Origin of the sequence: Pseudomonas sp. SWI44, assembly GCF_002947915.1 — a bacterium.
Lineage (GTDB): Bacteria > Pseudomonadota > Gammaproteobacteria > Pseudomonadales > Pseudomonadaceae > Aquipseudomonas > Aquipseudomonas taiwanensis.
In genome coordinates this window covers 718660-743417 of sequence record NZ_CP026674.1, presented here as the reverse complement: position 1 = coordinate 743417, position 24758 = coordinate 718660, and the positions used below count along the sequence as shown (strand labels likewise).

The 24758-nt window shown below is 62.3% G+C and carries 20 protein-coding genes, 1 tRNA gene and 1 pseudogene; 12 read left to right on the top strand and 10 right to left on the bottom strand.

Annotated features, from left to right (window positions below; genetic code table 11):
• Positions 1–251: 251 nt before the first annotated feature.
• Positions 252–2993 carry an aconitate hydratase AcnA gene (acnA, locus tag C4Q26_RS03725; RefSeq protein WP_104882788.1) on the bottom strand — a complete coding sequence of 914 codons (2742 nt, stop codon included), beginning with the start codon at positions 2991–2993 and terminating at the stop codon, positions 252–254.
• A gap of 223 nt (positions 2994–3216) precedes the next feature.
• On the opposite strand from acnA, the gene rlmM reads away from it, so the two are divergent.
• From rlmM to pdxB, 3 genes are all read left to right on the top strand, one after another.
• Positions 3217–4281, top strand: coding sequence for a 23S rRNA (cytidine(2498)-2'-O)-methyltransferase RlmM (rlmM, locus tag C4Q26_RS03720; RefSeq protein ID WP_023379550.1), 1065 nt, complete (start codon positions 3217–3219; stop codon positions 4279–4281).
• A 77-nt stretch (positions 4282–4358) separates the two neighbouring features.
• Positions 4359–4601 carry a sulfurtransferase TusA gene (tusA, locus tag C4Q26_RS03715; RefSeq protein ID WP_023379551.1) on the top strand — a complete coding sequence of 81 codons (243 nt, stop codon included), beginning with the start codon at positions 4359–4361 and terminating at the stop codon, positions 4599–4601.
• A gap of 60 nt (positions 4602–4661) precedes the next feature.
• Positions 4662–5804, top strand: a complete 1143-nt coding sequence (gene pdxB, locus C4Q26_RS03710) for a 4-phosphoerythronate dehydrogenase PdxB (protein WP_104882787.1) — start codon at positions 4662–4664, stop codon at positions 5802–5804.
• 102 nt (positions 5805–5906) lie between these two features.
• On the opposite strand, the gene C4Q26_RS28065 is transcribed toward pdxB, so the two are convergent.
• Positions 5907–6080, bottom strand: a complete 174-nt coding sequence (locus C4Q26_RS28065; protein ID WP_023379553.1) for a PA1571 family protein — start codon at positions 6078–6080, stop codon at positions 5907–5909.
• 268 nt (positions 6081–6348) lie between these two features.
• On the opposite strand from C4Q26_RS28065, the gene C4Q26_RS03705 reads away from it, so the two are divergent.
• The 4 genes and pseudogenes from C4Q26_RS03705 (at position 6349) to mqo (ending at position 11700) form a co-directional block, all read left to right on the top strand.
• Positions 6349–8112: an ABC transporter transmembrane domain-containing protein gene (locus C4Q26_RS03705; RefSeq protein WP_104882786.1), complete on the top strand. Its 1764-nt coding sequence runs from the start codon at positions 6349–6351 to the stop codon at positions 8110–8112.
• A 188-nt stretch (positions 8113–8300) separates the two neighbouring features.
• A pseudogene (locus tag C4Q26_RS28665) lies at positions 8301–8984 on the top strand (methyl-accepting chemotaxis protein); the annotation flags it as partial.
• A 165-nt stretch (positions 8985–9149) separates the two neighbouring features.
• Positions 9150–9917 carry a methyl-accepting chemotaxis protein gene (locus tag C4Q26_RS28660; protein ID WP_371919411.1) on the top strand — a complete coding sequence of 256 codons (768 nt, stop codon included), beginning with the start codon at positions 9150–9152 and terminating at the stop codon, positions 9915–9917.
• 196 nt (positions 9918–10113) lie between these two features.
• Positions 10114–11700: a malate dehydrogenase (quinone) gene (mqo, locus tag C4Q26_RS03695; RefSeq protein ID WP_023379556.1), complete on the top strand. Its 1587-nt coding sequence runs from the start codon at positions 10114–10116 to the stop codon at positions 11698–11700.
• A 99-nt stretch (positions 11701–11799) separates the two neighbouring features.
• Here mqo and C4Q26_RS03690 read toward each other — a convergent pair.
• Both C4Q26_RS03690 and C4Q26_RS03685 read right to left on the bottom strand, forming a co-directional pair.
• Positions 11800–11876: transfer RNA gene (locus tag C4Q26_RS03690), tRNA-Pro, on the bottom strand.
• Positions 11877–11956: 80 nt separating this feature from the next.
• Entirely contained in the window at positions 11957–12178 is a 222-nt protein-coding gene (locus tag C4Q26_RS03685) for a YgdI/YgdR family lipoprotein (RefSeq protein WP_023379557.1), read from the bottom strand.
• Positions 12179–12355: 177 nt separating this feature from the next.
• On the opposite strand from C4Q26_RS03685, the gene moaB reads away from it, so the two are divergent.
• Positions 12356–12895, top strand: coding sequence for a molybdenum cofactor biosynthesis protein B (gene moaB / locus C4Q26_RS03680; RefSeq protein ID WP_023379558.1), 540 nt, complete (start codon positions 12356–12358; stop codon positions 12893–12895).
• Positions 12879–14105, top strand: coding sequence for a gephyrin-like molybdotransferase Glp (gene glp / locus C4Q26_RS03675; protein ID WP_023379559.1), 1227 nt, complete (start codon positions 12879–12881; stop codon positions 14103–14105). Before moaB ends, glp begins: the two co-directional genes overlap by 17 nt.
• Here the strand turns inward: glp and C4Q26_RS03670 are convergent.
• Together C4Q26_RS03670 and C4Q26_RS03665 are read right to left on the bottom strand one after the other, a co-directional pair.
• Entirely contained in the window at positions 14094–15341 is a 1248-nt protein-coding gene (locus C4Q26_RS03670) for a glycosyltransferase family 4 protein (protein ID WP_104881999.1), read from the bottom strand. The genes glp and C4Q26_RS03670 overlap by 12 nt on opposite strands.
• A 52-nt stretch (positions 15342–15393) precedes the next feature.
• A complete protein-coding gene (locus C4Q26_RS03665) occupies positions 15394–16848 on the bottom strand; it encodes a mannose-1-phosphate guanylyltransferase/mannose-6-phosphate isomerase (RefSeq protein WP_023379561.1) in 1455 nt (484 codons plus the stop codon).
• A gap of 305 nt (positions 16849–17153) precedes the next feature.
• On the opposite strand from C4Q26_RS03665, the gene yegS reads away from it, so the two are divergent.
• Positions 17154–18041, top strand: a complete 888-nt coding sequence (gene yegS / locus C4Q26_RS03660; protein ID WP_104882785.1) for a lipid kinase YegS — start codon at positions 17154–17156, stop codon at positions 18039–18041.
• Here the strand turns inward: yegS and C4Q26_RS03655 are convergent.
• The 3 genes from C4Q26_RS03655 to C4Q26_RS03645 form a co-directional block, all read right to left on the bottom strand.
• Positions 18025–18684 (bottom strand): response regulator transcription factor, encoded by a 660-nt coding sequence (locus C4Q26_RS03655; protein ID WP_023379563.1) that lies wholly within the window; start codon positions 18682–18684, stop codon positions 18025–18027. The genes yegS and C4Q26_RS03655 overlap by 17 nt on opposite strands.
• On the bottom strand, positions 18674–19570 hold the full coding sequence (locus tag C4Q26_RS03650) for a sensor histidine kinase (protein ID WP_104882784.1): 897 nt from the start codon (positions 19568–19570) through the stop codon (positions 18674–18676). Before C4Q26_RS03650 ends, C4Q26_RS03655 begins: the two co-directional genes overlap by 11 nt.
• 400 nt (positions 19571–19970) lie before the next feature.
• Entirely contained in the window at positions 19971–20465 is a 495-nt protein-coding gene (locus C4Q26_RS03645; protein ID WP_371919383.1) for a histidine kinase, read from the bottom strand.
• 340 nt (positions 20466–20805) lie between these two features.
• Between C4Q26_RS03645 and C4Q26_RS03640 the strand changes: the two genes are divergently transcribed.
• On the top strand, positions 20806–21741 hold the full coding sequence (locus tag C4Q26_RS03640; RefSeq protein WP_023379566.1) for a chemotaxis protein CheV: 936 nt from the start codon (positions 20806–20808) through the stop codon (positions 21739–21741).
• A gap of 64 nt (positions 21742–21805) precedes the next feature.
• On the top strand, positions 21806–22606 hold the full coding sequence (locus C4Q26_RS03635) for an MOSC domain-containing protein (RefSeq protein ID WP_023379567.1): 801 nt from the start codon (positions 21806–21808) through the stop codon (positions 22604–22606).
• Between the two features lie 91 nt (positions 22607–22697).
• Here the strand turns inward: C4Q26_RS03635 and C4Q26_RS03630 are convergent, their stop codons facing one another.
• On the bottom strand, positions 22698–24623 hold the full coding sequence (locus C4Q26_RS03630; protein ID WP_023379568.1) for a transglycosylase SLT domain-containing protein: 1926 nt from the start codon (positions 24621–24623) through the stop codon (positions 22698–22700).
• Between the last annotated feature and the right edge of the window lie 135 nt (positions 24624–24758).

Sequence of the window (24758 nt, the reverse complement as noted above, 5' to 3'; positions counted from 1 at the left end):
GCCCCAAAAAGTAACCAAAAAAGTCTGGCTCCTATCATCCGGCCCCTGCGCTGCGCTCCGGGGTTCCCTCGCTCCGGGCTTGCTCCGGGAGGACCGCGCTGAACGGCCCCTCCTGGGCCGCAGCGCTTGACGGGCATCCATGCCCGTCACCTCCCTGCGCAAGCCCTGCGCTCGGCCTCCTGAAGTCGCATGAGGTGGCGCCTGAACTACCGCGCGCTGGAAGCAAAAGCAAAAGCAATGATTCATGGTCCTCAACTTGCAATCAATTGCCTCAGCACATAATGCAGAATGCCGCCCGATTTGAAGTACTCCACTTCATTCAAGGTATCGATCCTGCACAACACCTCGATCTTCTCCTGCTCCCCATCCTCACGAGTCATTCGCAACGTTAAACGCATTCCCGGCCGAATAGATGCATTTTCAAGGCCCTCGATATCGATGATCTCCCGGCCCGTCAGCCGCAACTGCTTGCGATCGTTCCCAGCCATGAACTGCAATGGCAATACCCCCATACCAACCAGATTGGAACGGTGGATACGTTCGAAACTCTCCGCCAACACCGCCTTCACACCCAGCAAGTTGGTACCTTTGGCCGCCCAGTCACGGCTCGAACCCGTACCATATTCCAGGCCCGCCACCACCACCAATGGCGTTCCTTCAGCCTGGTAACGCATCGCCGCATCATAGATCGACAGCTTCTCGCCCGAAGGCACATGCACCGTATTGCCGCCTTCCTCACCCCCCAGCATCTCGTTGCGGATTCGAATGTTGGCGAAGGTGCCGCGCATCATCACCTCATGGTTCCCCCGACGCGAACCGTAGGAGTTGAAGTCCCGTGGCTCGACACCCTTCTCGCGCAGGTAACGCCCAGCCGGGCTGTCGGCCTTGATGTTGCCAGCGGGGGAGATGTGATCAGTGGTCACCGAGTCGCCAAGCAACGCCAGGATCCGCGCACCATGGATATCACCGATGTGCGGCAATGGCCCGGCAATGTCATCGAAGAACGGCGGGTGCTGGATGTACGTCGAGTCGTCCTGCCAAACGTAGGTGGCCGCCTGCGGTACCTCGATCGCTTGCCACTGCGCGTCACCGGCGAAAACCTCCGCATACTCCTTGTGGAACATGCCGGTGTCGACTTTGGCCACGGCGTCGGCAATCTCCTTCTGACTCGGCCAGATATCGCGCAGGTACACCGGCTGCCCATCCTTGCCGGTGCCCAGGGCATCTCGTGTCAGGTCCAGGCGCACGCTGCCGGCAAGGGCATAGGCAACCACCAACGGCGGCGATGCCAGCCAGTTGGTCTTCACCAGCGGGTGCACCCGGCCTTCGAAGTTGCGGTTGCCTGAAAGCACCGAGGCAACCGTGAGGTCAGCGTTGGCAATGGCCTTCTCGATCGCCTCGTCCAACGGCCCCGAGTTGCCGATACAGGTGGTGCAGCCATAACCGACCAGGTCAAAACCCAATTGATCAAGGTAGTGTGTCAAACCGGCTGCCTTGAAGTAGTCGGTGACCACTTTCGAGCCTGGCGCCAGGGAGCTCTTCACCCAAGGCTTGCGTTGCAGGCCCTTTTCCACGGCCTTCTTAGCCACCAGGCCAGCAGCCATCATCACGCTGGGGTTGGAGGTGTTGGTGCAGGAGGTGATGGCCGCGATCACCACCGCGCCGTCGCGCAGGGTGTGGGTTTGCCCATCATGCTGGTAGTCGACTTCGCCAGCTTGATCGGCATTGCCTACCGCCACGCCGCCGCCACCTTCGCTTTCCAGGCGGCCAATCTCCTTGGCCAGTGGCTTGGGCTGCAGTTCGATGAAGTGGTCGAAGGCCTGCTTCACCTGGCCCAGGGCGACGCGGTCCTGAGGGCGTTTCGGGCCAGCCAGGCTGGCCTCCACGTCGTTCATATCGAGCGCCAGGGTATCGCTGAACAGCGGTTCCTGACCCGGCAGGCGCCACAGGCCCTGCGCCTTGCAGTACTGTTCGACCAGCTGCACCGTTTCGTTGGGACGACCGGACAGGCGCAGATACTCCAGTGTCACGTCGTCTACCGGGAAGAAACCACAGGTCGCGCCGTACTCTGGAGCCATGTTGGCCAGCGTCGCCCGGTCGGCCAGGGGCAGGTCCGCCAGGCCATCGCCATAGAATTCGACGAACTTGCCCACTACACCTTTCTTGCGCAGCAGCTGTGTCACGGTCAGTACCAGGTCCGTAGCGGTGATGCCCTCACGTAACTTGCCGGTGAGTTTGAAACCGACCACTTCCGGAATCAGCATCGACACCGGCTGGCCCAGCATGGCGGCCTCTGCCTCGATCCCGCCCACCCCCCAGCCAAGCACGCCGAGGCCGTTGATCATGGTGGTGTGCGAGTCAGTGCCGACCAGCGTGTCCGGGAAGGCGTAGGTGCGGCCGTCTTCTTCACGGGTCCAAACGGTGCGACCGAGGTACTCCAGATTGACCTGGTGGCAGATGCCCGTTCCAGGTGGCACCACCCGGAAGTTGTGAAAGGCACTTTGGCCCCAGCGCAAGAATGCATAGCGCTCGCCGTTGCGCTGCATCTCGATGTCGACGTTCTCGGCGAACGCCTGGGGCGAGGCATAGCGGTCGACCATCACCGAGTGGTCGATCACCAGGTCCACGGGTGACAACGGGTTGATCCGCTGCGGATCGCCGCCGGCCTTGGCCACGGCTGCACGCATGGCAGCCAGGTCGACCACCGCCGGTACACCGGTGAAGTCTTGCATCAGTACCCTGGCTGGGCGGTATTGAATCTCGCGATCCGAACGCCGCTCCTTTAGCCATGAGGCCAGGGCGTGCAAGTCATCGCCGGTGACGGTCTTGCCGTCTTCCCAGCGCAGCAAGTTCTCCAGCAGCACCTTCAGCGACATCGGCAGGCGTTGCAGGTCGCCTAGCTGGCGGGACGCTTCGGCGAGGCTGTAGTAGTGGTAGGTATGGTCGTTTACCTTCAGGGTCTTGAGGGTTTTCAGGCTATCGAGCGAGGGCATTGCCAACTCCTTCTGCGCCGGTGCCTGGCAATCATGGATATTTGCCAGTGGCACCGCTCTGTATCGGCCCGTACGTCACGGGCCTGGCTGAAAGGTCAGGTTAGACCTGTTTGTCATGCATGACCCACTTCTGGACCGGCGGGGCATGTCGCAGGTTCCGATCTTCCTTTATCATCGCCGGCCTGCCGGCGCCGGTTGTGCGCCAGCCGAAGTGGAGTGAGAGATGAATACCCTGTTCATGCATTGCCGGCCCGGTTTCGAGGGCGAGGTGTGCGCAGAAATCAGTGAACACGCCGCCCGCCTTGGCGTTGCCGGTTATGCCAAGGGCAAGCCGCAGAGCGCCTGCGCCGAGTTCGTCTGTGCCGAGGCCGAAGGTGCCGAGCGGTTGATGGGGGAACTGCGCTTCGCTCAGTTGATTTTCCCGCGCCAGTGGGCCCGTGGTGACTTCGTCGAGTTGCCGGAAAGCGACCGTATCAGCGTGTTGCTCGAGCACCTCGGCGCTTACCCGGAGTTCGGCAGCCTATGGCTGGAGGTGCTCGACAGCAACGAAGGCAAGGAGCTGTCGACCTTTTGCCGGAAGTTCGAGGTCCCGCTGCGCAAAGCCTTGGAAAAGGCCGGGCGCCTGGTCGAAGACAGCAATCGCCCGCGTCTGTTGCTGACGTTCATCAGCGGCAGGCGGGTGTTTGTCGGCATGGCGCCACCGAGCAACAGCGCGCTCTGGGCCATGGGTATCCCTCGGCTGAAGTTCCCCCGCGAGGCACCCAGCCGTTCGACCCTCAAGCTCGAGGAAGCCTGGCACCAATTCATTCCCCGCGAGCAGTGGGAGCAGCGTCTGGGTGACGACATGACCGGTGTCGACCTGGGCGCATCGCCTGGTGGTTGGACCTACCAGCTGGTGCGTCGGGGCATGCTGGTCACCGCGATCGACAACGGCCCCATGGCCGAGAGCTTGATGGACACTGGTCTGGTGCAGCACCTGATGGCCGATGGCTTTACCTGGCAGCCAAAGCAGACGGTGGACTGGATGGTCTGCGACATCGTCGAAAAGCCCGCGCGCACCGCTGCCTTGATCGAAACCTGGCTAGGCGAGGGGCTGTGCCGCGAGGCGGTGGTCAACCTCAAGTTGCCGATGAAGCAACGCTATGCCGAGGTGCGGCGTCTGCTGGATCGCATGGAAGCCACCTTCAAGGCGCGCAAGGTCAGGGTTTCGATTGCCTGTAAGCAGCTGTATCACGACCGCGAGGAAGTGACATGTCACCTGCGCCGGCTCGACTTGAAGCCACGCTGAGTGCTTGGGGCCGGCAGCCGGCCCCTTGGACCGAAGCCTGGCATGCGCGACAATAGCGATCATTTGCGGAGTTCCACATGACTGAATTCACCCCCGACGCCATCCTCGATGCCACTGGCCTGAACTGCCCGGAGCCGGTGATGATGCTGCACCAGCACGTGCGCGACCTGGCCGCTGGCGGCCTGCTCAAGGTGATCGCCACCGACCCCTCGACCCGCCGTGATATCCCCAAGTTCTGCAACTTCCTGGGTCATGAGTTGCTGCAACAGCAGGAAGAGGCCGGTACCTTCCTGTACTGGATCCGCAAGAAGACCGACTGAGCCGCGCTGGATCAAGCCGGGCGTAGCGCCTACACTGCGTTCCCCGCACAGGAGAGCGCCATGCTGATAGTTGCCGACGAGAATATCCCGCTGCTCGATGCCTTCTTCGAAGGCTTCGGCGAGATCCGCCGTTACCCCGGCAGAAGCCTTGACGCGGCCAGCGTCAAGGATGCCGACGTACTGCTGGTGCGCTCGGTGACCCGGGTCGACCGGCAACTGCTCGAAGGCAGCCGTGTCCGTTTCGTGGGCACCTGCACCATCGGCACCGATCACCTGGACCTGGACTACTTTGCCGAGGCTGGCATCCGCTGGAGCAGCGCACCTGGGTGCAACGCCCGTGGCGTGGTGGATTACGTGCTGGGTAGCCTCCTGACCCTGGCCGACCTCGACGGTGTGTCACTGCCTGAGCGCGTATACGGCGTGGTGGGCGCAGGTGAGGTGGGCGGCCGCTTGGTGCGGGTACTGCATGGTCTGGGTTGGAAGGTGCTGGTCTGTGATCCGCTGCGTCAGGCTGTAGAAGGGGGCGACTATGTCAGCCTTGATACGGTGCTCGAGCAGTGTGATGTCATCAGCCTGCACACCCCGTTGCAGCATGGCGGCGACCACCCGACCCGGCATTTGCTGGGCGAGGCGCAATTGGCGCGTTTGCGTGCTGGCGCCTGGCTGATCAATGCCAGTCGCGGACCTGTGGTGGACAACCATGCCCTGCGCGAGCTGTTGCTGGACCGCGAGGATGTGCATGCCGTGCTCGATGTATGGGAGGGCGAACCCCAGGTAAACCTGCAGTTGGCTGACTTGTGTACCTTGGCCACGCCACATATCGCAGGCTATAGCCTGGATGGTCGCCAGCGTGGCACGGCGCAGATCTACCAGGCGCTGTGCCGTTTCCTCGGTCAGCCCGAGCAGGTGCAATTGGCAGACTTGTTGCCCAAGCCACCGCTGGCGCAGATCGAACTGGATGCCAGCGCCGACCTGGCCTGGTCCCTGGCGACCCTGTGTCGCGCCGTGTATGACCCACGCCGTGACGATGCTGACTTCCGTCGTAGCCTGAGCGATGACCCGGCCCAGCAGCGGGCGGCCTTCGATGCCTTGCGCAAGCATTATCCACCGCGGCGTGAGATCGAAGGGCTGGCGGTGCGTATTCGGGGCGAGGCGCCGCAACTGGCACAGATGGTCAGCGCCTTGGGTTGCGCGGCCCTGTAAGAGCCGGCTCGCCGGCGTTCAGGCCGGGCAGTCCAGCGCAAAACCCCATCAGGCGCCCATGAAAAACCCGGCCAAAGGGCCGGGTTGTCGGAAATCTATTGCTCAGCCCTTGCGCACTTTTTCTACCCGACTGTCTTCGAGGTCTTTGCACGCTTGCTGGATCATCTGCTCGGTGATCGGCACCTCGCGACCTTGGGCGTCGATGATCGAGCCGCAGACCTTCGACGGTGGTTGATTCTGTGGCTTTTGGCTATCGCTGCTTCGCTGCAGACTCATCTTTCCTGTCTCCTCATCAGGTTCAAGCTCAGGGTAACCCTGCGCCGTGACCGGCCTGTGACAGCTCTGGTTCTGTTGTCACGACAGGGACAGTCCAACAGAAAGCGCCTCAAAGCTCCAGTGACCGGTTAGAACGAAAAGCTATACTCACCAGGGTGTGCGCACTATTGGACTGCATTACCCAGAATTGGTCCGCGCTCGCCTGCAACCGTTCCCCCTTATCGGATGAATGGTAGTCTCAGGGTTCCCGTCTCCTCTGGACCTCACCATGCCCGAATCGGTTTCACCACGTCAGCGACGGGCCCTGCGCCTCGCCTGGCAGTTCATTCGTCCTTATCGGCGCCAGGCCCTGCTGGCAGTGCTGGCACTGGTGGTCACGGCAGGCATTACCTTGTCCATGGGCCAGGGCATTCGCTTGCTGGTGGACCAAGGTTTCATGACCCGCTCGCCCCACCAGCTCAACCAGACCATCGGCCTGTTCCTGGTGTTGGTCCTGGCGCTGGCCGTGGGCACTTTCAGCCGGTTTTACCTGGTGTCATGGATCGGCGAACGCTGCGTGGCCGATATTCGGCGGGCGGTGTTCGATCACCTGGTGGGACTGCACCCCGGCTTTTTCGAAGACAACCGCAGTTCCGAGATCCAGTCGCGTCTGACTGCCGACACCACCTTGCTCCAGTCGGTCATAGGTTCATCGCTGTCGATGTTTCTGCGCAATGCCTTGATGGTGGTGGGAGGTGTGGTACTGCTCTTCGTCACCAACCCCAAGCTCACCAGCATCGTGGTGGTCGCCTTGCCCCTGGTGCTAGCACCGATACTGTTGTTTGGCAGGCGGGTGCGCAGCCTGTCGCGTCAGAGTCAGGATCGGGTGGCGGACGTGGGCAGTTACGTGGCGGAGACCTTGGGGCAGATCAAGACAGTACAGGCCTATAACCACCAGTCGCGGGACCGGGAGCTGTTCGCCGGTACTGTCGAGGCGGCTTTCGGTGTGGCGCGGCGGCGCATTGCCCAGCGCGCATGGCTTATCACCCTGGTCATCGTGCTGGTGCTGGGGGCCGTTGGCGTGATGCTCTGGGTCGGTGGCATGGATGTCATCGCCGGGCGTATCTCGGGCGGTGAGCTGGCCGCCTTCGTGTTCTATAGCCTGATCGTCGGCAGCGCCTTCGGTACCCTCAGTGAGGTGATCGGGGAGTTGCAGCGCGCGGCAGGCGCGGCCGAACGTATCGACGAGTTGCTGGCAGCGCGCAGTGCAATACTGCCTCCCTCGGTGCCGACGACATTGGTGTACCCACGGGTGTCTGGCAGGATCGAGTTGCAACAGGTCGGGTTTGCCTACCCGTCGCGGCCTTCGGTGGCGGCCATCGACGATCTGAGCCTGGTGGTAGAGCCGGGGCAGACTGTGGCGCTGGTAGGACCGTCCGGTGCCGGCAAGTCGACCCTGTTCGACCTGCTGCTGCGCTTCTACGACCCCCAGCGCGGGCGCATTCTGCTCGACGGGCAACCCATCACAGACCTGGACCCGGCCGACGTACGTCGCCAATTCGCCTTGGTTGCGCAGAGCCCCGCGCTGTTTCGCGGTAGCGTCGAGGCCAACATCCGATACGGTCGGCCCGAGGCGACCTGGGAGGAGGTGGAAGCGGCTGCGCGGGGCGCCCATGCCGACGCGTTCATCCGGCAGTTACCCCAGGGCTATCAGACGATGCTGGGGGAGGGCGGGACCGGCCTTTCGGGAGGGCAGCGCCAACGCCTGGCCATCGCTCGAGCGCTGTTGGTAGACGCGCCTATCCTGTTGCTCGACGAAGCCACCAGCGCCCTCGATGCCCAGAGCGAGCACTTGATCCAGCAAGCGCTGCCGAGCCTGATGGCCGGTCGGACCACCCTGGTGATTGCGCACCGCCTGGCCACGGTGCAACACGCCGACCGGATCGCGGTGATCGACAAGGGCCGTTTGGTAGCGGTGGGCAGCCATGCCCAACTGATCGAGCAAAGCCCACTTTACGCGCGATTGGCCTCGCTGCAGTTCAATACGCGTTAGTGCGTGGCCCTATGTAACATTTCTGTAGCAATTGCCTGAGAGTATCTGGATCAGCTGTTGCGTAAGTGCTCGACCTGGCTGCTATCGACCGATGGCAGCTTTTTTTTGGTCTGCGAACGAGGACATGGATGTCTTGATCTGCGCTGCCGGCGCACGCCATTTTCTTCCTCCTGGTTCCCGAGATCCCGATGTTGCGTAAATCCCTCAGAGTACAAATGCTCACCCTGCTGGCCGGTAGCCTGGCGGCGATGCTGTTGATCGCCCTGGTGTGCTTTCAGTTTCTGTCTTCCAGCGTGCGCGGTTATGCCGGGCTGGTGGATGGGCCGTTACGGGCTTCGCAACTGATCGACGAAGCCAATCTGCAGTTCAAGATTCAGGTGCAGGAGTGGAAGAACGTCTTGCTGCGTGGTCGCCAGCCGGCTGATCTGGACAGGTACTGGCAGCAGTTCCAGACGCGTGAGCAGCAGGTTCAACAGTTGCTCGGGCAATTGATCGAGACCACCGATGGCAAGCTCAAGGCGCCCTTGCAACAGTTGCGCGAGAGCCACCGGCAGTTGGGGGTAGCCTACGAAAAGGGGCGTCAGGCGTTCTTGGCCGCAGGCGGCGACCCTGTGGCGGGCGACCAGGCGGTGAAGGGGGTCGACCGCGCTGCCAGCGAGCAAATGAGTGCGCTGGTCGAACAGCTGCGCGCCGATGCCCGCGAACGGGCGTCCCACATCAGCGCCGTCGCCGAGCGCACAGTGTGGTTGGGTGTGTTGGTCATGTTGGTGTCGGCTGCGCTGGTCGGCCTGCTTAGTCTTTGGTTGATCAATCGCAGCCTGATCAAGCCTATCGGCCAGCTGATCGAGTACGTCGCGCAACTGAGTCAGGGCCGCTTTGTCTCGCGGGTGGACAGCCGCCGTGAGGATGAACTCGGTCGCCTGGCCCGGGCAGCCAATACCCTGCGTGACTTCCTCGCCGACACCGTCGGCCGTTTGCAGGACAACGCCCAGGAGCTCGAAGGTGCGAGCGGCCAATTGCGCAGCATCGCCAGTGACATGGCCCGTGGGACCCATGACCAGTTCCAGCGCACCGACCAGGTGGCCACGGCCATGCACCAGATGTCCGCTACCGCCCAGGAAGTGGCACGCCACGCTGCCGAGGCAGCACGCGCGGCGGATGAAGCAGACCAAAGCGCCCAGGCCGGCGAGCAGGTGATGCAGCAGACCATCGACATCATCGCCGTGGTCAACCGTGAAATTGCCGGTACGGCTGCGGTGATTCGCGAACTGGAAAACGACAGCACCCGCATTGGCAAGGTACTCGAGGTGATTCGCGGCATCGCCGAACAGACCAACCTGCTGGCGCTCAACGCTGCCATAGAGGCGGCCCGTGCTGGCGAGGCCGGGCGTGGTTTTGCGGTGGTTGCCGACGAAGTGCGCAGCCTGGCCCAGCGCACGGCGGCTTCCATCGCGGAAATTCATCAGATCATAGAGGCGGTGCAGTCGGGTGCGGTGGACGCGGTGAAGGCCATCGAAAGCGGTCGGCAGCGCAGCGAGGAGGGGGCCGAGCAGGTCCAGCAGGCGGGGCAGATGCTGCAGCGCATTACCCTGTCGGTGGAGGCGATTCGCGACATGAACCGGCAGATTGCCACGGCGGCCGAGGAACAGACCAGCGTGGCCGAAGACATCTCGTGCAACCTGATCGAAATCACCCGCATCGCCACGGCGAACCAGGAGGCCGTGCAGCACACCGAACGAGCCGGGCAGCGCTTGCATGGCCTCTCGGGGCAGTTGGGTGAGGTGACGTCACGCTTGACCGCCTGACGCGCAAGCGCCAGGCGCGGGTTCACCGGCGAAGCATCCGGGGGAAATCCGCCACCCAGGTTGGCGCAAACCGCTGCCCTGTGGCGGATTGTCGCCATGCGACCTACCGCCTCACCCCATGTTGCCTGGTCCAGGGCCTGTTGGCACGCTCCCTGCTCATAGCGGCGCGCGTGTACACAACAACTGGATCACATCAATGAAGAAAATCCTGCTGACGCTCCTCTGCCTGAGCGTCATCGGTTGCTCCAAACCCGAGGCGCCGCAAAAGTCCGTCGATGTCCTGCTGATCGGCGGCGGCATCATGAGTGCCAGCCTCGGCACCTACCTCACCGAGCTTGAGCCGAACTGGAAGGTCGACGTCTACGAACGCATGGACCAGGTCGCCGAAGAGAGCTCCAATGCCTGGAACAACGCCGGTACCGGGCATTCGGCCTTCTGCGAGCTGAACTACACCAGTGAGGGCACGGACGGCAGTATCGACATCAGCAAGGCCGTCGGTGTCAACGAGCAGTTTGAGATCTCCAAGCAGTTCTGGGCCTATCAGGTCGAGCAGGGCGTGCTGAGCAACCCCAAGTCGTTCATCAACAATGTGCCGCACATGAGCTTCGTATGGGGCGACGAGAACGTCGCCTTCCTGCACAAGCGCGTGGCCGCACTGCAGCACAGTTCGCTGTTCCGCGGTATGGAAATTTCCGAGGACCACGAGCAGATCCGCAAATGGGTGCCGCTGGTGATGGAGGGCCGGGACCCAGAGCAGAAAGTGGCTGCCACGCGGATGGCCATCGGCACCGACGTGAACTTTGGCGAGATCACTCGTCAGCTGTTCGCCTCGATGGCGCGCAACCCCAACGTCAAGCTGCACCTGCGCCACGAAGTGCGTGACATCGTGCGCAACGATGACGGCACCTGGAATGTTCTGGTGGCCGACTTGGCCAATGGTGGGGAGCAGACTCGCGTCAACGCCAAGTTCGTGTTCATCGGTGCCGGTGGCGGTGCGCTTAAACTGCTGCAGAAATCGGGCATTCCCGAAGCGCAAGGCTACGCCGGCTTCCCGGTGGGTGGCCAGTTCCTGATGACCGACAACCCGGACATCGTCGCCCGCCACAAGGCCAAGCTTTACGGCAAAGCCTCGGTCGGCGCGCCGCCGATGTCGGTCCCGCACCTGGACACGCGGATGATCGATGGCAAGCAAGTACTGCTTTTCGGCCCGTTCGCGACCTTCTCCACCAAGTACCTCAAGCACGGCTCGCTGCTGGACATGTTCGCGTCGTTGACCAGCCACAACGTGCTGCCGATGGTGCATGCCGGCATCGACAACATCGACCTGAGCACTTACCTGATGGGCCAATTGATGCTCAGCTTCGATGACCGCATGAACGCCCTGCGCGAGTATTTCCCCAATGCCAGGAACGAAGACTGGCAGTTGCTGCAGGCCGGCCAGCGCGTCCAAGTGATCAAGAAGGACCCGGTACACGGTGGCGTTTTGCAGTTCGGTACAGAAGTCGTGGCCGCCCAGGACGGCAGCATCGCCGCGTTGCTTGGCGCTTCCCCAGGGGCTTCTACCGCTGCGCCGATCATGCTGACCGTGCTGGAAAAGACCTTCAAGGACCGCATCCGGACGCCGCAATGGCAAGCCAAGCTCAAGGAAATCGTGCCGACCTATGGGCAAAAGCTGAACAACGATCTGGAGCTGACCAACAAGACCCGTCAGTGGAGCAGCGCGCGCTTGCAGTTGCTTTACATACCGGTGCAGGCAGAACAGGCCGTAGCCGACCTTAAGTGAGTGGAGTGCTGTGCCGGCCTGTTCGCAGCGCCGGTACAGCCTGCCGACATTTTCTGGACGCAACAAAAAGCCCGCACAAGGCGGGCTTTTTGAAGGATCTGGTCGGAGAGACAGGATTCGAACCTGCGGCCTTCTCGTCCCGAACGAGACGCGCTACCTGGCTGCGCTACACTCCGATGAACAAAATCCTACTGTATCGCCTTTTTGAACGCAAGCCCTTGTTGTGTAAAGGCCGTTTGCTCGAAGGCGGGCTCCATCAGAGCTCTTTTACGGTGCGAATCTGGTCCTTGTTCAGGCGCGTGCGCTTGCCGTCGAGTTGCTCGAATTCATAGAACCCGGAGTCCTCGTCGAACGTCGGGGTGTCCACGGCCTGGATCTCGCGACCGTCGTTCAGCGTGATGACGGTTGGCGATGCGCAGCCAGCGAGGGCGCCCAGCCCCAGGGCGAGAATGAAGGCAGGAAGGGTCCGTTGAATCATCGTGTTTCTCCAGTGCGATGGTGCTAGATGACATTAAGACGCAGGGCGTCCATGCAAGTTCCTCTGACAGTGCAGCATAGCGCTAAAGCCCGGACATTGACCGGGAACAACGGCGGCATCGGCCAGGGCCGGCTGTGATATAACTGCGGCCATCACTTGCTACTGCGACGAATGCTCATGAAAGCCAAAGCAGACACCCCCTTCGTGCCGCTGAACATCGCCGTGCTCACGGTCAGCGACACCCGTACCTTCGAAACCGATACCTCCGGCCAACTGTTCGTCGACCGCTTGACCGAGGCCGGACACCAACTGGCGGCGCGGGTATTGCTCAAGGACGACCTATACAAGATCCGCGCCCAGGTTGCGAACTGGATCGCCGACGAGACCGTGCAGGTGGTATTGATCACTGGCGGTACCGGTTTCACTGGCCGTGACAGCACCCCGGAAGCCGTGGCGTGCCTGCTGGACAAGCAGGTGGAAGGATTCGGCGAATTGTTCCGGCAGATCTCCGTTGCCGATATCGGCACTTCCACGGTGCAGTCTCGTGCTCTGGCAGGCCTGGCCAATGGCACCTTGGTCTGCTGCCTGCCAGGGTCGACCAATGCCGTGCGTACCGGTTGGGACGGCATCTTGGCCGAGCAGCTCGACGCCCGCCATCGCCCCTGCAACTTCGTGCCGCACCTGAAGCAGGCAACGGCCTGTGACAGCCGTGGTTGAGGCAGTGCAGAAGCAGCCGCTGATGTCGGTCGAAGAAGCGCTGCAGCGCTTGATTGCCCTGGCCGAGGCTGCGCCGATCGAGGCACGCGAGATCGTTCCGCTGGCCGAGGCACAGGGCCGGGTCCTGGCGACCGACCTGGTGGCTACGCTGGACCTGCCGCCCTGGCCGAACAGTGCCATGGACGGCTATGCGCTGCGCCTGGACGACTGGCGAGGCGAGCCGCTGCCGGTCAGCCAGCGCATCTTTGCCGGGCATGCCCCCCAACCTTTGCAGCCTGGAACCTGTGCGCGGATCTTCACCGGCGCGCCGCTGCCCGCGGGCGCCGATTGCGTCGAGATGCAGGAAAACGCCGAGGTGCTGGACGATGGCCGGGTGCGTTTCCTCGAGCCCATGAAGCTCGAGCAGAATGTGCGACCACAGGGCCAGGAGACCCGCCAGGGCGAACAGGTGATGGCTGCCGGTACGCGTCTCGGGCCGATTCAGTTGGGCTTGGCGGCGACACTTGGCTTCGCCACCTTGGAGGTGGTGCGAAAGATTCGAGTGGCAGTGCTCAGCACCGGCGATGAATTGGTGGAGCCTGGCCTGCCGCTAGGGCCTGGGCAGATCTACAACAGCAATCGCCGTCTGCTGGTGAGCTGGTTGCAGCGCCTGGGTTGCGAGGTTCGCGATGTGGGCATCCTGGCTGATGACCTGGCCCGCACGCGCGAATGCCTGGCCGGGTTGGGCGATGTCGACCTGATCCTTTCCACGGGCGGTGTTTCCGTCGGTGAAGCTGACTACCTTGGTGCAGTCCTGCGCGAGGCCGGTGAGCTGGCGTTGTGGAAACTTGCGATCAAGCCGGGCAAGCCCCTCACGTTCGGACATTTCCGTGGTGTGCCGGTGATCGGCTTGCCAGGCAACCCAGCGTCCACGCTCGTCACCTTCGGGTTGCTGACCCGCCCCTACCTGTTACGCCGTCAAGGCGTGACCGAGGTGACGCCCTTGCGTTTCGATATGCCTGCCGGTTTCGAATGGACCAAGGCAGGAACCCGCCGCGAATACCTGCGTGCGCGTATCGAGCAAGGCCAGGTGCGGATCTACAAGAACCAGAGTTCTGGTGTGCTGCGCAGCGCGGCATGGGCCGAAGGCCTGGTGGAGGTACGCGAAGGCACCCTGCCCAAGCCGGGCGACAGCGTGCCGTTCATTCCCTTCAGCGAGCTACTTGACTGAACGCCCGAGCCAGGCAGCATCGGTTTGCCTGGCGTCGGCCGGCGTGGCTTGAGTCAGGCGCATATGCACATTCTCCAACTGCTGGGCGCTGACGCTCCAGTCGTGGCGTTGTCGGGCAAACTGGCGGCCGGCCTCGCTGAGCTGGCACATGCGCCATGGTTGGTTGAGTAGTTGCGTGATGAACAGCGCCAACTGGTCGCCGTCGTCACTGCCCAAGTAGTGCTCGCCGTTGTTCACGGCCAAGCCTGAAACGCCCTTGGCAGTGGTGATGACGGGCAAGCCTGCGGCCATTGCCTCAAGAATTTTCACTTTGGAGCCGCCGGCATAGCGCAGGGGCGCGAAAAACAGCGCGGAACGTTGTTGCAGTTCGCGCAGGTCAGGGCGGTAGCCGAGCCATTCGATGCGCGGATCGTTCCAGTGCAGTTTCCAGCTGGCGGGCATGGCGTGCCCGGCGATAGCCAGGCGCACGGCGGGGTTGCTCATCCAGACTTGGGGCAGGATCTCCTCCAGCGCCCATTCGATGGCTTCGAGGTTGGCGCCATACTCGAAATTGCCCACGAACAGCAGACGCTGGCTATGAAATGCCGGGCGCACGTTCTGGTAGTGATCGCAGTCGACACCGTTGACCACCACGTTTACCGGACGCCCGCTGACCTGGCTGATGAGGTCGGCGTCATGGGTACTCACCGCCACCACTTCGGTGGGTTGGCGCAACACGCGTTGCTCCCAGCGCCGGTAGCGCCAGCGGTCGAAGGCATTGAGCGGTCGCAGCCACAGGGGCAGTTGGTCATGGCAGGCGGCGCCCATCACCGATTCGACCGTGTGCTCGGTCAGCATGTACGGTAAGCCGCGGGCCTGCAGGGCTTTTTCGAAAGGCTGGAAGCTGTAGCTGTGCTCGATCTGGATCACATCCCAGGGTTCATCCAGCAATTGTTCGAAGCGGTGTCGAAGGCAGGGGGCCAGGCCGTTGATGATGGCCCGCATCGGGTAGTCGATGATGGGGGATGCCAACAGGTTCAGTGGGCTGTGAAGCGGGCGCCTGGGCAGCACTATCAGGCGCTCGACCAATGGTTCCAGAGCATCGCGGGCGGCATCGCTGAGCGGTATCTTCGACTGCACCAGCAAGGTGATCCGGTGACCGTGCTGCGCGAGGGCGCGCAGCAGGTGGTATTGCCGGGTCTTGCTGCCGCTGGTGGTGGGCCAGGGCAGGTAGGGCAGTGTCCAGAGAATGCGCATGACCCGGAATCCTCGCTAAAGGTCGCGGATAACAAGACGCGCCCGCTGACAATCAGCCAGCAGCTGCTGTCGGGGCGCGTCCATAGATATCAGTAAAGCGTACGATGTCGTCTTCGCCCAGGTATTCGCCGCTCTGTACTTCGATCATCACCAGGTCGATGACGCCAGGGTTGGTCAGGCGGTGGGTGCGGCCTGGTTTGATGAAGGTGGACTCGTTGGTATCGAGCAGGAATTCTTCTTCACCATTGGTCACGCAGGCCATGCCGCTGACCACGATCCAATGTTCGCTGCGGTGATGGTGCATCTGCAGTGACAGGGACTCGCCAGGGCGCACCATGATGCGCTTGATCTTGAACCGCGGGCCTTCCTCCAGCACCGTGTACATCCCCCAGGGACGAGTGACGGTGCGGTGCAGGCGATAGGTTTCGTGGCCCTGGTGCTTGAGCTGCTGGGCGATGACCTTGACCTCCTGGCTGCGCGAGGCATCGGCGATCAGCAGGGCGTCGGGGGTGTCGATGACGATCAGGTTGTCCAGGCCCACGGCGCCAACCAGGCGCTTGGGTGAGTCGATGTAGCAGTTGCGTACATCGTGCAGCACTGCTTCACCGTTGCAGTGGTTGCCGGCGTCGTCGGTCTGGCGCAGCTCACGCACCGCTTCCCAGCTACCGATGTCGCTCCAGCCCAGCTCGCAGGGCACCACGGCGACCTTATCGGAGCGCTCCATCAGGGCGTAGTCGATGGAGATGTCCTCGGCCAGGGCGAAGCTGTCCGCGTCCAACTCCACCTGTAGCGCCTTGTCGCCTTGCTTGATGGCACTGCGCTGCAGGCAGGTGGCGACGCTGCCGAGCACTTCGGGGGCGTGAGCCTGCAGTTCCTCAAGCACACTGCTGGCGCGCAGGCAGAACATGCCGGCGTTCCACAGGTGGCGTCCACCGTCGAGGTATTCCTGGGCGGTAGGCGTGTCGGGCTTTTCAACGAAACGAGCCACCTGATAGGCGTGCTCGTTCAGCGCTTTGCCACGTTCGATGTAGCCGAACCCGGTCTCGGCGCGGTCGGGCACCAGGCCAAAGGTGGCCAGCCAGCCGTTTTCGGCCAGCTGGCGTGCATGAGCGACCGCTTGGGCGAAGGCTTCGAAATCTTGTATCAGGTGGTCGGCGGGCAGGATCAGCAGCAGGCTGTCCTCACCATATTGCGTGGCACAGTGGAGTGCGGCGGCGGCTATCGCCGGAGCCGTATTGCGTCCACTTGGCTCCAGAATGAAGTCCAAGGGCAGCTTGCCTGGATTGACCTGGCCATACTCATCCTGGGTGCGAAAGAATACTTCTCGGTTGGTCACGGTCAGCAAGCGCTCGACCCCGGGTAGGGCGCTGGCACGCGCGAAGGTTTTCTGCAGCAGGCTCTCGCCATCCGGTAAGCGCATGAAGGGCTTGGGCATGGCTTCCCTGGAAACCGGCCAAAGACGGGTACCGGCACCGCCAGCAATGATACAGGGGATCAGAACGCTCATTTCACGACCTCGACTCAGGGCGCCGTCAGTGGCGCCATTGAAGGGGAACGATGCGACCTGTCAGGGTTATGGCGGCAAAAAGTCAAAAAACCGACTTTTCTAGGCATCATCTTCCATGAAGGCCAAATATTTGTCGATCATGCTCCCTGTGAGCGAAGCTTTCAATGATGAATGTGTGAATTTGGTTGTTTTTCGTACGATGGCTTGCGCAGGAGGCCCTCGTCAGTCGAGCAGGGCCATGCAGCATTCTGCGAGAGGCGATGGTCGACATCTGGAGAAGACTGTCTTCACTGGGGAGAAAAACGATGCAAGGGCGCAAGGCAGTGTTGATCCTGCACGGCAAGCAGGCGATGAATGACGAAGTGCGTGAAGCCGTGCGCGGTATGCGCGAGGGCGGTTGGACGTTGGATGTGCGCGTCACCTGGGAAGCCGGGGATGCCCAACGCTTTGTCGATGAGGCGGTGGCGGCCGGTTACACCCATGTGGTCGCAGGTGGCGGCGATGGTACTTTGCGCGATGTAGCCGAAGCCGTGGGGCTGGCGGCCACGGACGCCAGCCTGGCGCTGCTACCGCTGGGCACCGCCAATGATTTCGCCAAGGCTGCTGGAATACCGCTGGAACCTGCGGCGGCGTTGGCGCTGCTGGAGCAGCCCGCAAAACCGATCGACCTGGGGCAGGTGGGCGAGCAACTGTTTCTCAATATGGCCACTGGTGGTTTCGGTAGCCAGGTGACGGCCAACACCTCGGAGGATCTGAAAAAAGTGCTGGGGGCGGCGGCTTACCTGTTCACTGGGCTGTCGCGTTTCAGTGAGCTGCAAGCCGCCAAGGTGGCGTTGCATGGGCCGGGGTTCGATTGGCAGGGCGAGTTGCTGGCCCTGGGGATCGGCAATGGACGCCAGGCTGGCGGCGGTCAGGTGCTGTGCCCGGAGGCGGTGGCCGACGATGGCCTGCTGGACATCGCCATCCTCCCTGCGCCTCAGGAAATGTTAGGGGCGCTGCGTGACCTCTTCGCCGGCGAGGGCTTGTTCGTCCGCGCCAGGTTGCCGTGGGTGGAGGTCAAGTGCTCCCAGGGGCTGGACATCAACCTTGACGGCGAACCGTTGCAAGCCGAAAGCCTGCGCTTCGAGGCGAAACCTGCGGCCCTGCGCTTGCACCTGCCGGAGGGCTCGCCGCTGCTCAGTCGTCCAGGCTGATGATTTTTTCGCGTACGGCGAACAGCACCAGGCCGGCCACGTCATAGATCTGCAGACGTTTCATGATCTGCGAGCGGTGGGTTTCAACGGTCTTGATCGACAGGCCAAGGCCGGCGGCGATCTCGCGGGTCGATTTGCCGCGCACGATCAGACGCAGGATCTCCAGCTGGCGGGCGGTCAGGTTGTGACGCTCACTGACGGCGTGCTTGCCATGCTGTGCATGCATGAGTGCCTGATTGATCACGGTGTGGGCGATGGCCGGGCTGAGATAGCGCTCGCCATTGCGCAGGGCGGCCAGGGCCTGTTCCAGCTCGGTAGCGGTGGTGTCCTTGAGCAGGTAGCCATGGGCGCCGCTTTCCAGGGCGCGCATGATCAGCTCCGGGTCGGTGTGCATCGACAGGATCAGCACCTTGCTGGTATTGCCGCTGGCGCGCAGTTGGGTGAGCGCATCCAGCCCGCTGGTGGAACGCATGGAAATGTCCAGCAGGATGATGTCCGGCGCCAACGCATGCACCTGTTCGAGCAGCTGGTTGCCGTCGTCGGCTTCGCCGATCACGGTGTAGCCAGGAATGTCGGAAACCAGGGCTCGGACCCCGGCACGGATCAGCGAGTGGTCGTCCACCAACAGCAATCTACAGGTCATGGGAAGCGGGGGTCCTGGCACGTTCATGGGTGCGTGGCGGCCATGGGAAAATGACATCGATCCGGGTGCCCAGGCCAAGCTGACTGGTGATGGTCAGGTTGCCCTTCAGGGCCACCACCCGTTCCTGCATACCGGCCATGCCGCGTTGGCCGGCCTCGGCCGGGTTGCTCGTGGGAGTGAAGCCGCGACCGTCGTCCTGGATGGTCAGGGCCAGGCCTTCGGGGCTGCGTTGCAGCTTGATGGTCAGGTTGCGTGCCTGGGCATGGCGCAGCATGTTGGTAACGGCTTCCTGGGTGATGCGAAAGACGGCCATGGACACTTCCTCGCCAATCCCCCCCAGGCGTTGGTGGCATTCCAGGCTCCAGTGCACGTCGCTGCTTGCCAGTGTGCGAACCAGGTGAGCACGCAGGCTGGCTTCCAGGCCCAGGCTGGCCAGTTGCCTTGGGTTGAGAATGGCCGAGACATCGCGCACGTTGCTCAAGGTGTCTTCCAGGGTGTCGCGCAGGGTGCTGCACTGTGGCTGCAGGTCGGCTGGTATCCGCCGTTGCAGCCAGTCCAGTTGCAGCTTGGCAGCGGTCAGCAGTTGGCCGATGTCATCATGCAGTTCGCGGCTCAGGCGTTGGCGCTCGCTCTCCTGGACCTTGAGCATGCGGTCGGCCAGTTCCGCCGGCTGCAGGTTGATCGACCTAGCGCCGCGGCTCAAGTGCCAGGCCACACCCAGCGTGGCGATCAGTTGCAATACCAGCAGGCCACCCGGCAGGGGTTGGTTGGCCATGAACAGCACGAGATTGGCGACCAGCGAAGCCACGCACAGCAACGCCGTCATCCAGCGCAGCAGGGCAGTGCGAGAACAGCAACGCAGAGGGATCTTCAAGCGTGGGAGCATAAATAGGGAAGCCACTGAAGTATTGCTGATGGAGGGCCTTGCACAGGTATTACCAGAGGCTTTGGCGTAGTGCTTTCAATCAATCGTCCAGCGCACGTCGAAAGGATCTGCAGGGGTGCCGAGAGCGTTTTCGTGTGCGCATATTAACACTTTGGGATGATTTGGTCGCGGGCAGCCAGAGCATCGAATCCTTAGGATTTGCGGGGGTATCCGGAGGTTTTTTCATCTCCGGACGAGGCAAAATGCCATTGTTTGACCAAGTTGTGTGCTTTTCCGGCGCAACTCGCTTGAATCGTACTCAAGTGCAAACGCCAAACTTTGGCCAAACTTCACTAGTTCGACCATGGTGGGCCTTGAACAATACGCTTAGTTGCTCTTCGGAAGGGGCGTTCGCGCCGCTCTAAAGGGGGGATGAGCGCTGCGCTGGCGCGGCCGAATGAAGGTGGGCGCCCGACTGTTCGCGCTCATTGCAGGAGGCACACGTTTGCGGAGCAGGTTGGCCCAATATCCGGGCCAGCTCACCCAGCAGCGTGGTCTGTTCGCAGGTGTCCAGGCTCAGGCGGCCGGTGCGCGGGTCGACCAGCTCCAGTTGCCAGGCCAGCAGTGTCAGGCAGGCATCCACGGCCGGTAGGGCTTCACCCTTTAGGTGTCGTTCGTGGCAAGCAGGGGCCAGCATCCGTTGCAAGGCTTCGGCGTAGCGGGCGACTTCGATCAGGCCCAGGTCGTTGGCGCGACGGGCAAGAGTATCGAGGGTGTTGTTCAGGCAATTGCAGGCATCCGGGTCGTTGTCGATCAGTTCCAGGTGCTGTAGGCATTCCTGGGACTGGGTTAACAAGATCTGCGCATCCAGCAGAAATTCCTGCAGGGCGATGCTGTTCGAGGAGGCGTGGTCCATCATGTCACTCCGGCGGCTTTAGCTGGAGCGGGGGTTGGCAACGCCAAGACGATTGCTAGCAAAAGCCTGACTCCATTCATGCAATGAGAATGGCGTCACATTAATGGCTAAAGGATATTGCGAACATCAGGTTGCACCCGATTGCTGCTAAGGGTTTCCCTGATACTGGGTAGGGGTGGCGACGAAGAAGGTGGGGTTGCGATGATCGCAGTAAAGCATGATGGTAAAGTGATATCAATCGCTGGCAAGGCTTTTTCCTGCGGGGGTCAAGCTGCGCATAAAAATGCCGATACAGGATGGATCAACTCACTTTTCCCACACGAGCCTGGGGGCTTTTCCAATGGCTGGCATTCTCGACACGGTAGACCAACGAACGCAATTGGTGGGTGAAAACCGCCTGGAAATTCTGATGTTCCGCCTGGCAGGTCGCCAGCTGTTCGCGATCAACGTGTTCAAGGTGCAGGAAGTGCTGCAGCTGCCCAAGCTGACCTTGATGCCGCAGCGTCATGCATTCGTCTGCGGCGTGGTGAACCTGCGCGGGCAGACCCTGCCAGTGATCGACCTGTCCCAGGCGATCGGCATGCGCCCGCTGCAGCCGGGCCCGGACAGCACCATCATCGTCACCGAGTACAATCGCTCGGTGCAAGCCTTCCTGGTGGGCGGAGTCGATCGCATCGTCAACATGAACTGGGAAGCCATCATGCCGCCGCCTTCCAGCGCTGGCCGTCAGCATTACCTGACCGCCATTACCAAGGTCGATGACAAGTTGGTGGAAGTGATCGACGTGGAAAAGGTCCTGGCCGAGATCGTTCCCTACAACGCCAGGGTTTCCGGCGACAAGCTCGCCGACCCGGTGCTGTCGCGTGCTCGCGGGCGAGAAGTGTTGCTGGTGGATGACTCCAGCGTAGCCCTGGCGCAGTTGCGCGACACCCTGTCCCAGCTTGGCGTCAAGCTGCATGTGGCCAGCGACGGCCTCAAAGCACTGCGCATGCTCAAGGGGTGGGCCGATGCTGGCGAAGATGTCTGCGAGAAATTGCTGATGGTGTTCACTGACGCCGAGATGCCGGAAATGGATGGTTACCGGCTGACCACCGAGATTCGCGGCGATGCGCGCCTGCGCAAGCTCTATGTGGTGCTGCACACGTCGCTGTCGGGCAGCTTCAACGAGTCCATGGTCAAGAAGGTCGGTTGCGACAATTTCCTCTCCAAGTTCCAGCCTGATCGTCTGGTCGATGTGGTGAAGCAGCGTCTGTTGCTGGATACCGCCAGCGCCTGATACCTGCGCTGACCGTGCGCCGGGTATAAGCTAGGCGTTTTCGGAGAGTGCGAGGCTGGCAAGGATGTTTCTGAGTGAGTTGTATCGATATCCGGTGAAGTCGGGGCAGGCGCAACGCTTGCAGGCTTCGCCGGTGGATCACCTGGGTGTGCTCGGTGATCGTCGCTGGATGGTGGTTGAGGAGGAAAACGGCCGCTTTTTGACCCAGCGCGCCTGGCCGCAACTGAGCCAGCTCAAGGCAAGCCATGTTGAAACGGGGCTGCTCTTGGAAACCCCAGGGCAGCCGTCGCTGCAGGTGAAGATGCCGGAGGCTGACGATGATTTGCGCGGGGTGACGATCTGGCGCGATACCTTGCGGGTGCCCGATGCGGGCGACGAGGCGGCTGCCTGGTTGTCGCAGATGCTCGCAAAGCCTGTACGTCTGGTGTATTGCCCGCCACAGCGTGCTCGCTACCTGCCCAGCGGTTATGGCTTGAACAGCGACCGGGCGGCGTTCCCGGATGGCTTTCCATTCCTGCTGATTGGCCAAGGGTCGTTGGATGAACTCAACCGGCGCATTGGCCGGCCCATGGAAATGCTCCGCTTCCGACCGAATCTGGTGGTGCAGGGCAGTGAGCCGTTCGCCGAGGATAACTGGAAGCGCATTCGCATCGGCGAGTTGGAGTTTCGCCTGCTCAAGCCCAGCGTGCGCTGCATCTTCACCACGCTCGACCCAGTGACCGGAGAGCGCAGCCCGGACCGTGAGCCGTTGACCACGCTCAAGACATTCCGTGAAAAGGAAGGGGATGTGTTGTTCGGGCAGAACCTGGCGGTGGATGGCCGAGGGGTGCTTGAAGTGGGGATGAGGGTCGAGGTGGTGGAATAGCGGGAGTGCTTGCCGGCCTCATCGCCGGCAAGCCGGCTCTTGCAGGGAGCCTGGCCGTGTACCCCCTGACAACCGACAGGGGGAGCATGGCTTACATATCGTCGAAGTACCGCTCATGCCAATCCACCAGCGGTTGCGGCGAATTGAGCTTCTGTCCGTAGATCACCGAATACGACAGCACGTTCTGCACGTACTGGCGAGTTTCATCGAACGGGATCGATTCCACCCACACATCGAAGCTCAGGTGCTTGGCGCCCTTGAGCCACTGCCGTACCCGTCCGGGCCCGGCGTTGTAGGCCGCCGAGGCCAACACCCGGTTGCCGTTGAACTGGCTGTGTACCTGGCTCAGGTAGGCTGCGCCCAGCTGGATGTTCTTGTCCGGGTTGAACACTTGCGACGGCGACGCCAGTGGGATGCTGAACTTGCGTGCGGTTTCCTTGGCCGTTGCCGGCATCAGCTGCATCAGGCCACTGGCACCCACGCTGGAGCGGGCATCTTCCATGAAGGCGCTTTCCTGGCGGGTTATGGCGAACACCCAGCTCGAATGCAGGCCGCGTACCTTGGCCTCGCGCACCAGGGTGTCGCGGTGGGCCATGGGGAAACGGACGTCCAGGTCGTCCCAGTATTGAGCCTGGCTGATGGTGCGAATGGCCGGGAAATACCAGCGCAAGTCATAGGCCAGGCGCGCCTGGGCCACCATCTCGTCACGTGTGAAGTGGCGGCTGACGTGGTACCACTCGCGGCGCCCTTCGACGATCTGGCCGCGGGCGTGGAATTCCAGGGCGCGTTTGATCCCGGGCGTATTACGCACCTTGTTGACCAGTTGCGGGCTCAGCACCAGGGGGCGGTTGTTCAGCTGGTAGGGCGTTTGAGCGCGGTCGGCGGCGAGGAAACCATAGAAATCCCGCTCGCGTGCCACATTCTTGTAAAGCAAGGGGATCTGCGGGTTGTTCGGCTGGGCCAGTTCCAGCGTGCGGGCTTGCCAGTACTTCCAGCGGCTGCTGCTGGCCAGGTCCTGGGGCAGGCGCTTGGTCAGCTCGTAGGCATCTTCCCAGCGGCCCAGACGCAACAGCAGACGCAGGCGCCATTCACTGACGGTGTTGTCGCGCAGTTCCGGGTCGAAACGGGTCATCAGGTCCAGGGCGCGCGGATCATAGCGACGGGCCAGGGTCAGGCCGATTTCGCGGGCGATGGCGACTTTTTCGTCGCGGGAGAAATGCATGCGCTGGGCGTAATCGTCGAGCAGCGCCATGGCGCGCTCTGGGTCCTGCCTGGCGAGGCGGCGCAAGCCGAGGCTGACCACGTCGGACATGGCTTCGTTGACCGGGGTGAAGCGCGAAGGTTGGTTCAGCAGTTCGGGTTTCTGTGCCACGTCGACCAGCAGGCGGCCCTGCGGGGCGAGGGTGGTCAGGGTCTTGACCAGGTTGTTGGCCAGCCCATAGTTGCGGGCTTGGGCGGCAAGCTTGGTGCGATTCCAGCGCTTGGCCTCGGTCAGCTGGCCTTCGGCTGCCCACATGCCGAACAGGGTGTCGCAGGCCGCAGGTTGCGACTTGCCGACATTCCACAGTTTTTCGGCGCTGGCGAAACCTTCGGCACGCATGCCATGGCTCAGTTGGTACTGACCGTTGAGGCAGTCCAGTTCAGTGAAATTGAGCTTGGGGTCGTAGTACTTGGCGAAGGTATTCCATTCGCCACGTTCGGCTAGCCAACGCAGCCAGCGCAGTTTCATCCAGTTGGCTTGTGGCAGGTCGCCATGCTTGGCCAGGAACCCCTCGATTTCTTCATTGCTGGCGCTTTTCAGGCGAGCGGTGAGCTCGTCATAGGCCAGGTAAGGCGTCAGCGGGTAGTCACGCAGGGCCTGGGCGTAACGCAGGTACGGGCCTTTGTCGCCCTTGGCCAAGGCACGTTTGGCCTCGTCGTAGTACTGGCGTTGCAGGGAGAGGTCGGTGGCCTGCACCGCTGTGGCGGCAGCGGTGAGCAGCAGGCAGGATGCAATGTGTAACAGGCGGCTGCGCATGATACGTCCGGGCAGTTGAACCATGGGAAAGTGACGGCGATGCCAGCACTGTTGGAATCTATTGCTTAGCTTAGCCGTTTGCCCGCGACGGGTGAAAGCGCTGTGCTTGTATCAAGGCGTAAAGTTCGACCGGAT

Bases quoted from the DNA above. Each gene is read 5' to 3' on its own strand.
- acnA (WP_104882788.1), bottom strand. From the start codon at position 2,993: ATGCCCTCGCTCGATAGCCTGAAAACCCTCAAGACCCTGAAGGTAAAC.
- rlmM (WP_023379550.1), top strand. From the start codon at position 3,217: ATGAATACCCTGTTCATGCATTGCCGGCCCGGTTTCGAGGGCGAGGTG.
- tusA (WP_023379551.1), top strand. From the start codon at position 4,359: ATGACTGAATTCACCCCCGACGCCATCCTCGATGCCACTGGCCTGAAC.
- pdxB (WP_104882787.1), top strand. From the start codon at position 4,662: ATGCTGATAGTTGCCGACGAGAATATCCCGCTGCTCGATGCCTTCTTC.
- C4Q26_RS28065 (WP_023379553.1), bottom strand. From the start codon at position 6,080: ATGAGTCTGCAGCGAAGCAGCGATAGCCAAAAGCCACAGAATCAACCA.
- C4Q26_RS03705 (WP_104882786.1), top strand. From the start codon at position 6,349: ATGCCCGAATCGGTTTCACCACGTCAGCGACGGGCCCTGCGCCTCGCC.
- C4Q26_RS28660 (WP_371919411.1), top strand. From the start codon at position 9,150: ATGGCCCGTGGGACCCATGACCAGTTCCAGCGCACCGACCAGGTGGCC.
- mqo (WP_023379556.1), top strand. From the start codon at position 10,114: ATGAAGAAAATCCTGCTGACGCTCCTCTGCCTGAGCGTCATCGGTTGC.
- C4Q26_RS03685 (WP_023379557.1), bottom strand. From the start codon at position 12,178: ATGATTCAACGGACCCTTCCTGCCTTCATTCTCGCCCTGGGGCTGGGC.
- moaB (WP_023379558.1), top strand. From the start codon at position 12,356: ATGAAAGCCAAAGCAGACACCCCCTTCGTGCCGCTGAACATCGCCGTG.
- C4Q26_RS03670 (WP_104881999.1), bottom strand. From the start codon at position 15,341: ATGCGCATTCTCTGGACACTGCCCTACCTGCCCTGGCCCACCACCAGC.
- C4Q26_RS03665 (WP_023379561.1), bottom strand. From the start codon at position 16,848: ATGAGCGTTCTGATCCCCTGTATCATTGCTGGCGGTGCCGGTACCCGT.
- yegS (WP_104882785.1), top strand. From the start codon at position 17,154: ATGCAAGGGCGCAAGGCAGTGTTGATCCTGCACGGCAAGCAGGCGATG.
- C4Q26_RS03655 (WP_023379563.1), bottom strand. From the start codon at position 18,684: ATGACCTGTAGATTGCTGTTGGTGGACGACCACTCGCTGATCCGTGCC.
- C4Q26_RS03650 (WP_104882784.1), bottom strand. From the start codon at position 19,570: ATGCTCCCACGCTTGAAGATCCCTCTGCGTTGCTGTTCTCGCACTGCC.
- C4Q26_RS03645 (WP_371919383.1), bottom strand. From the start codon at position 20,465: ATGGACCACGCCTCCTCGAACAGCATCGCCCTGCAGGAATTTCTGCTG.
- C4Q26_RS03640 (WP_023379566.1), top strand. From the start codon at position 20,806: ATGGCTGGCATTCTCGACACGGTAGACCAACGAACGCAATTGGTGGGT.
- C4Q26_RS03635 (WP_023379567.1), top strand. From the start codon at position 21,806: ATGTTTCTGAGTGAGTTGTATCGATATCCGGTGAAGTCGGGGCAGGCG.
- C4Q26_RS03630 (WP_023379568.1), bottom strand. From the start codon at position 24,623: ATGCGCAGCCGCCTGTTACACATTGCATCCTGCCTGCTGCTCACCGCT.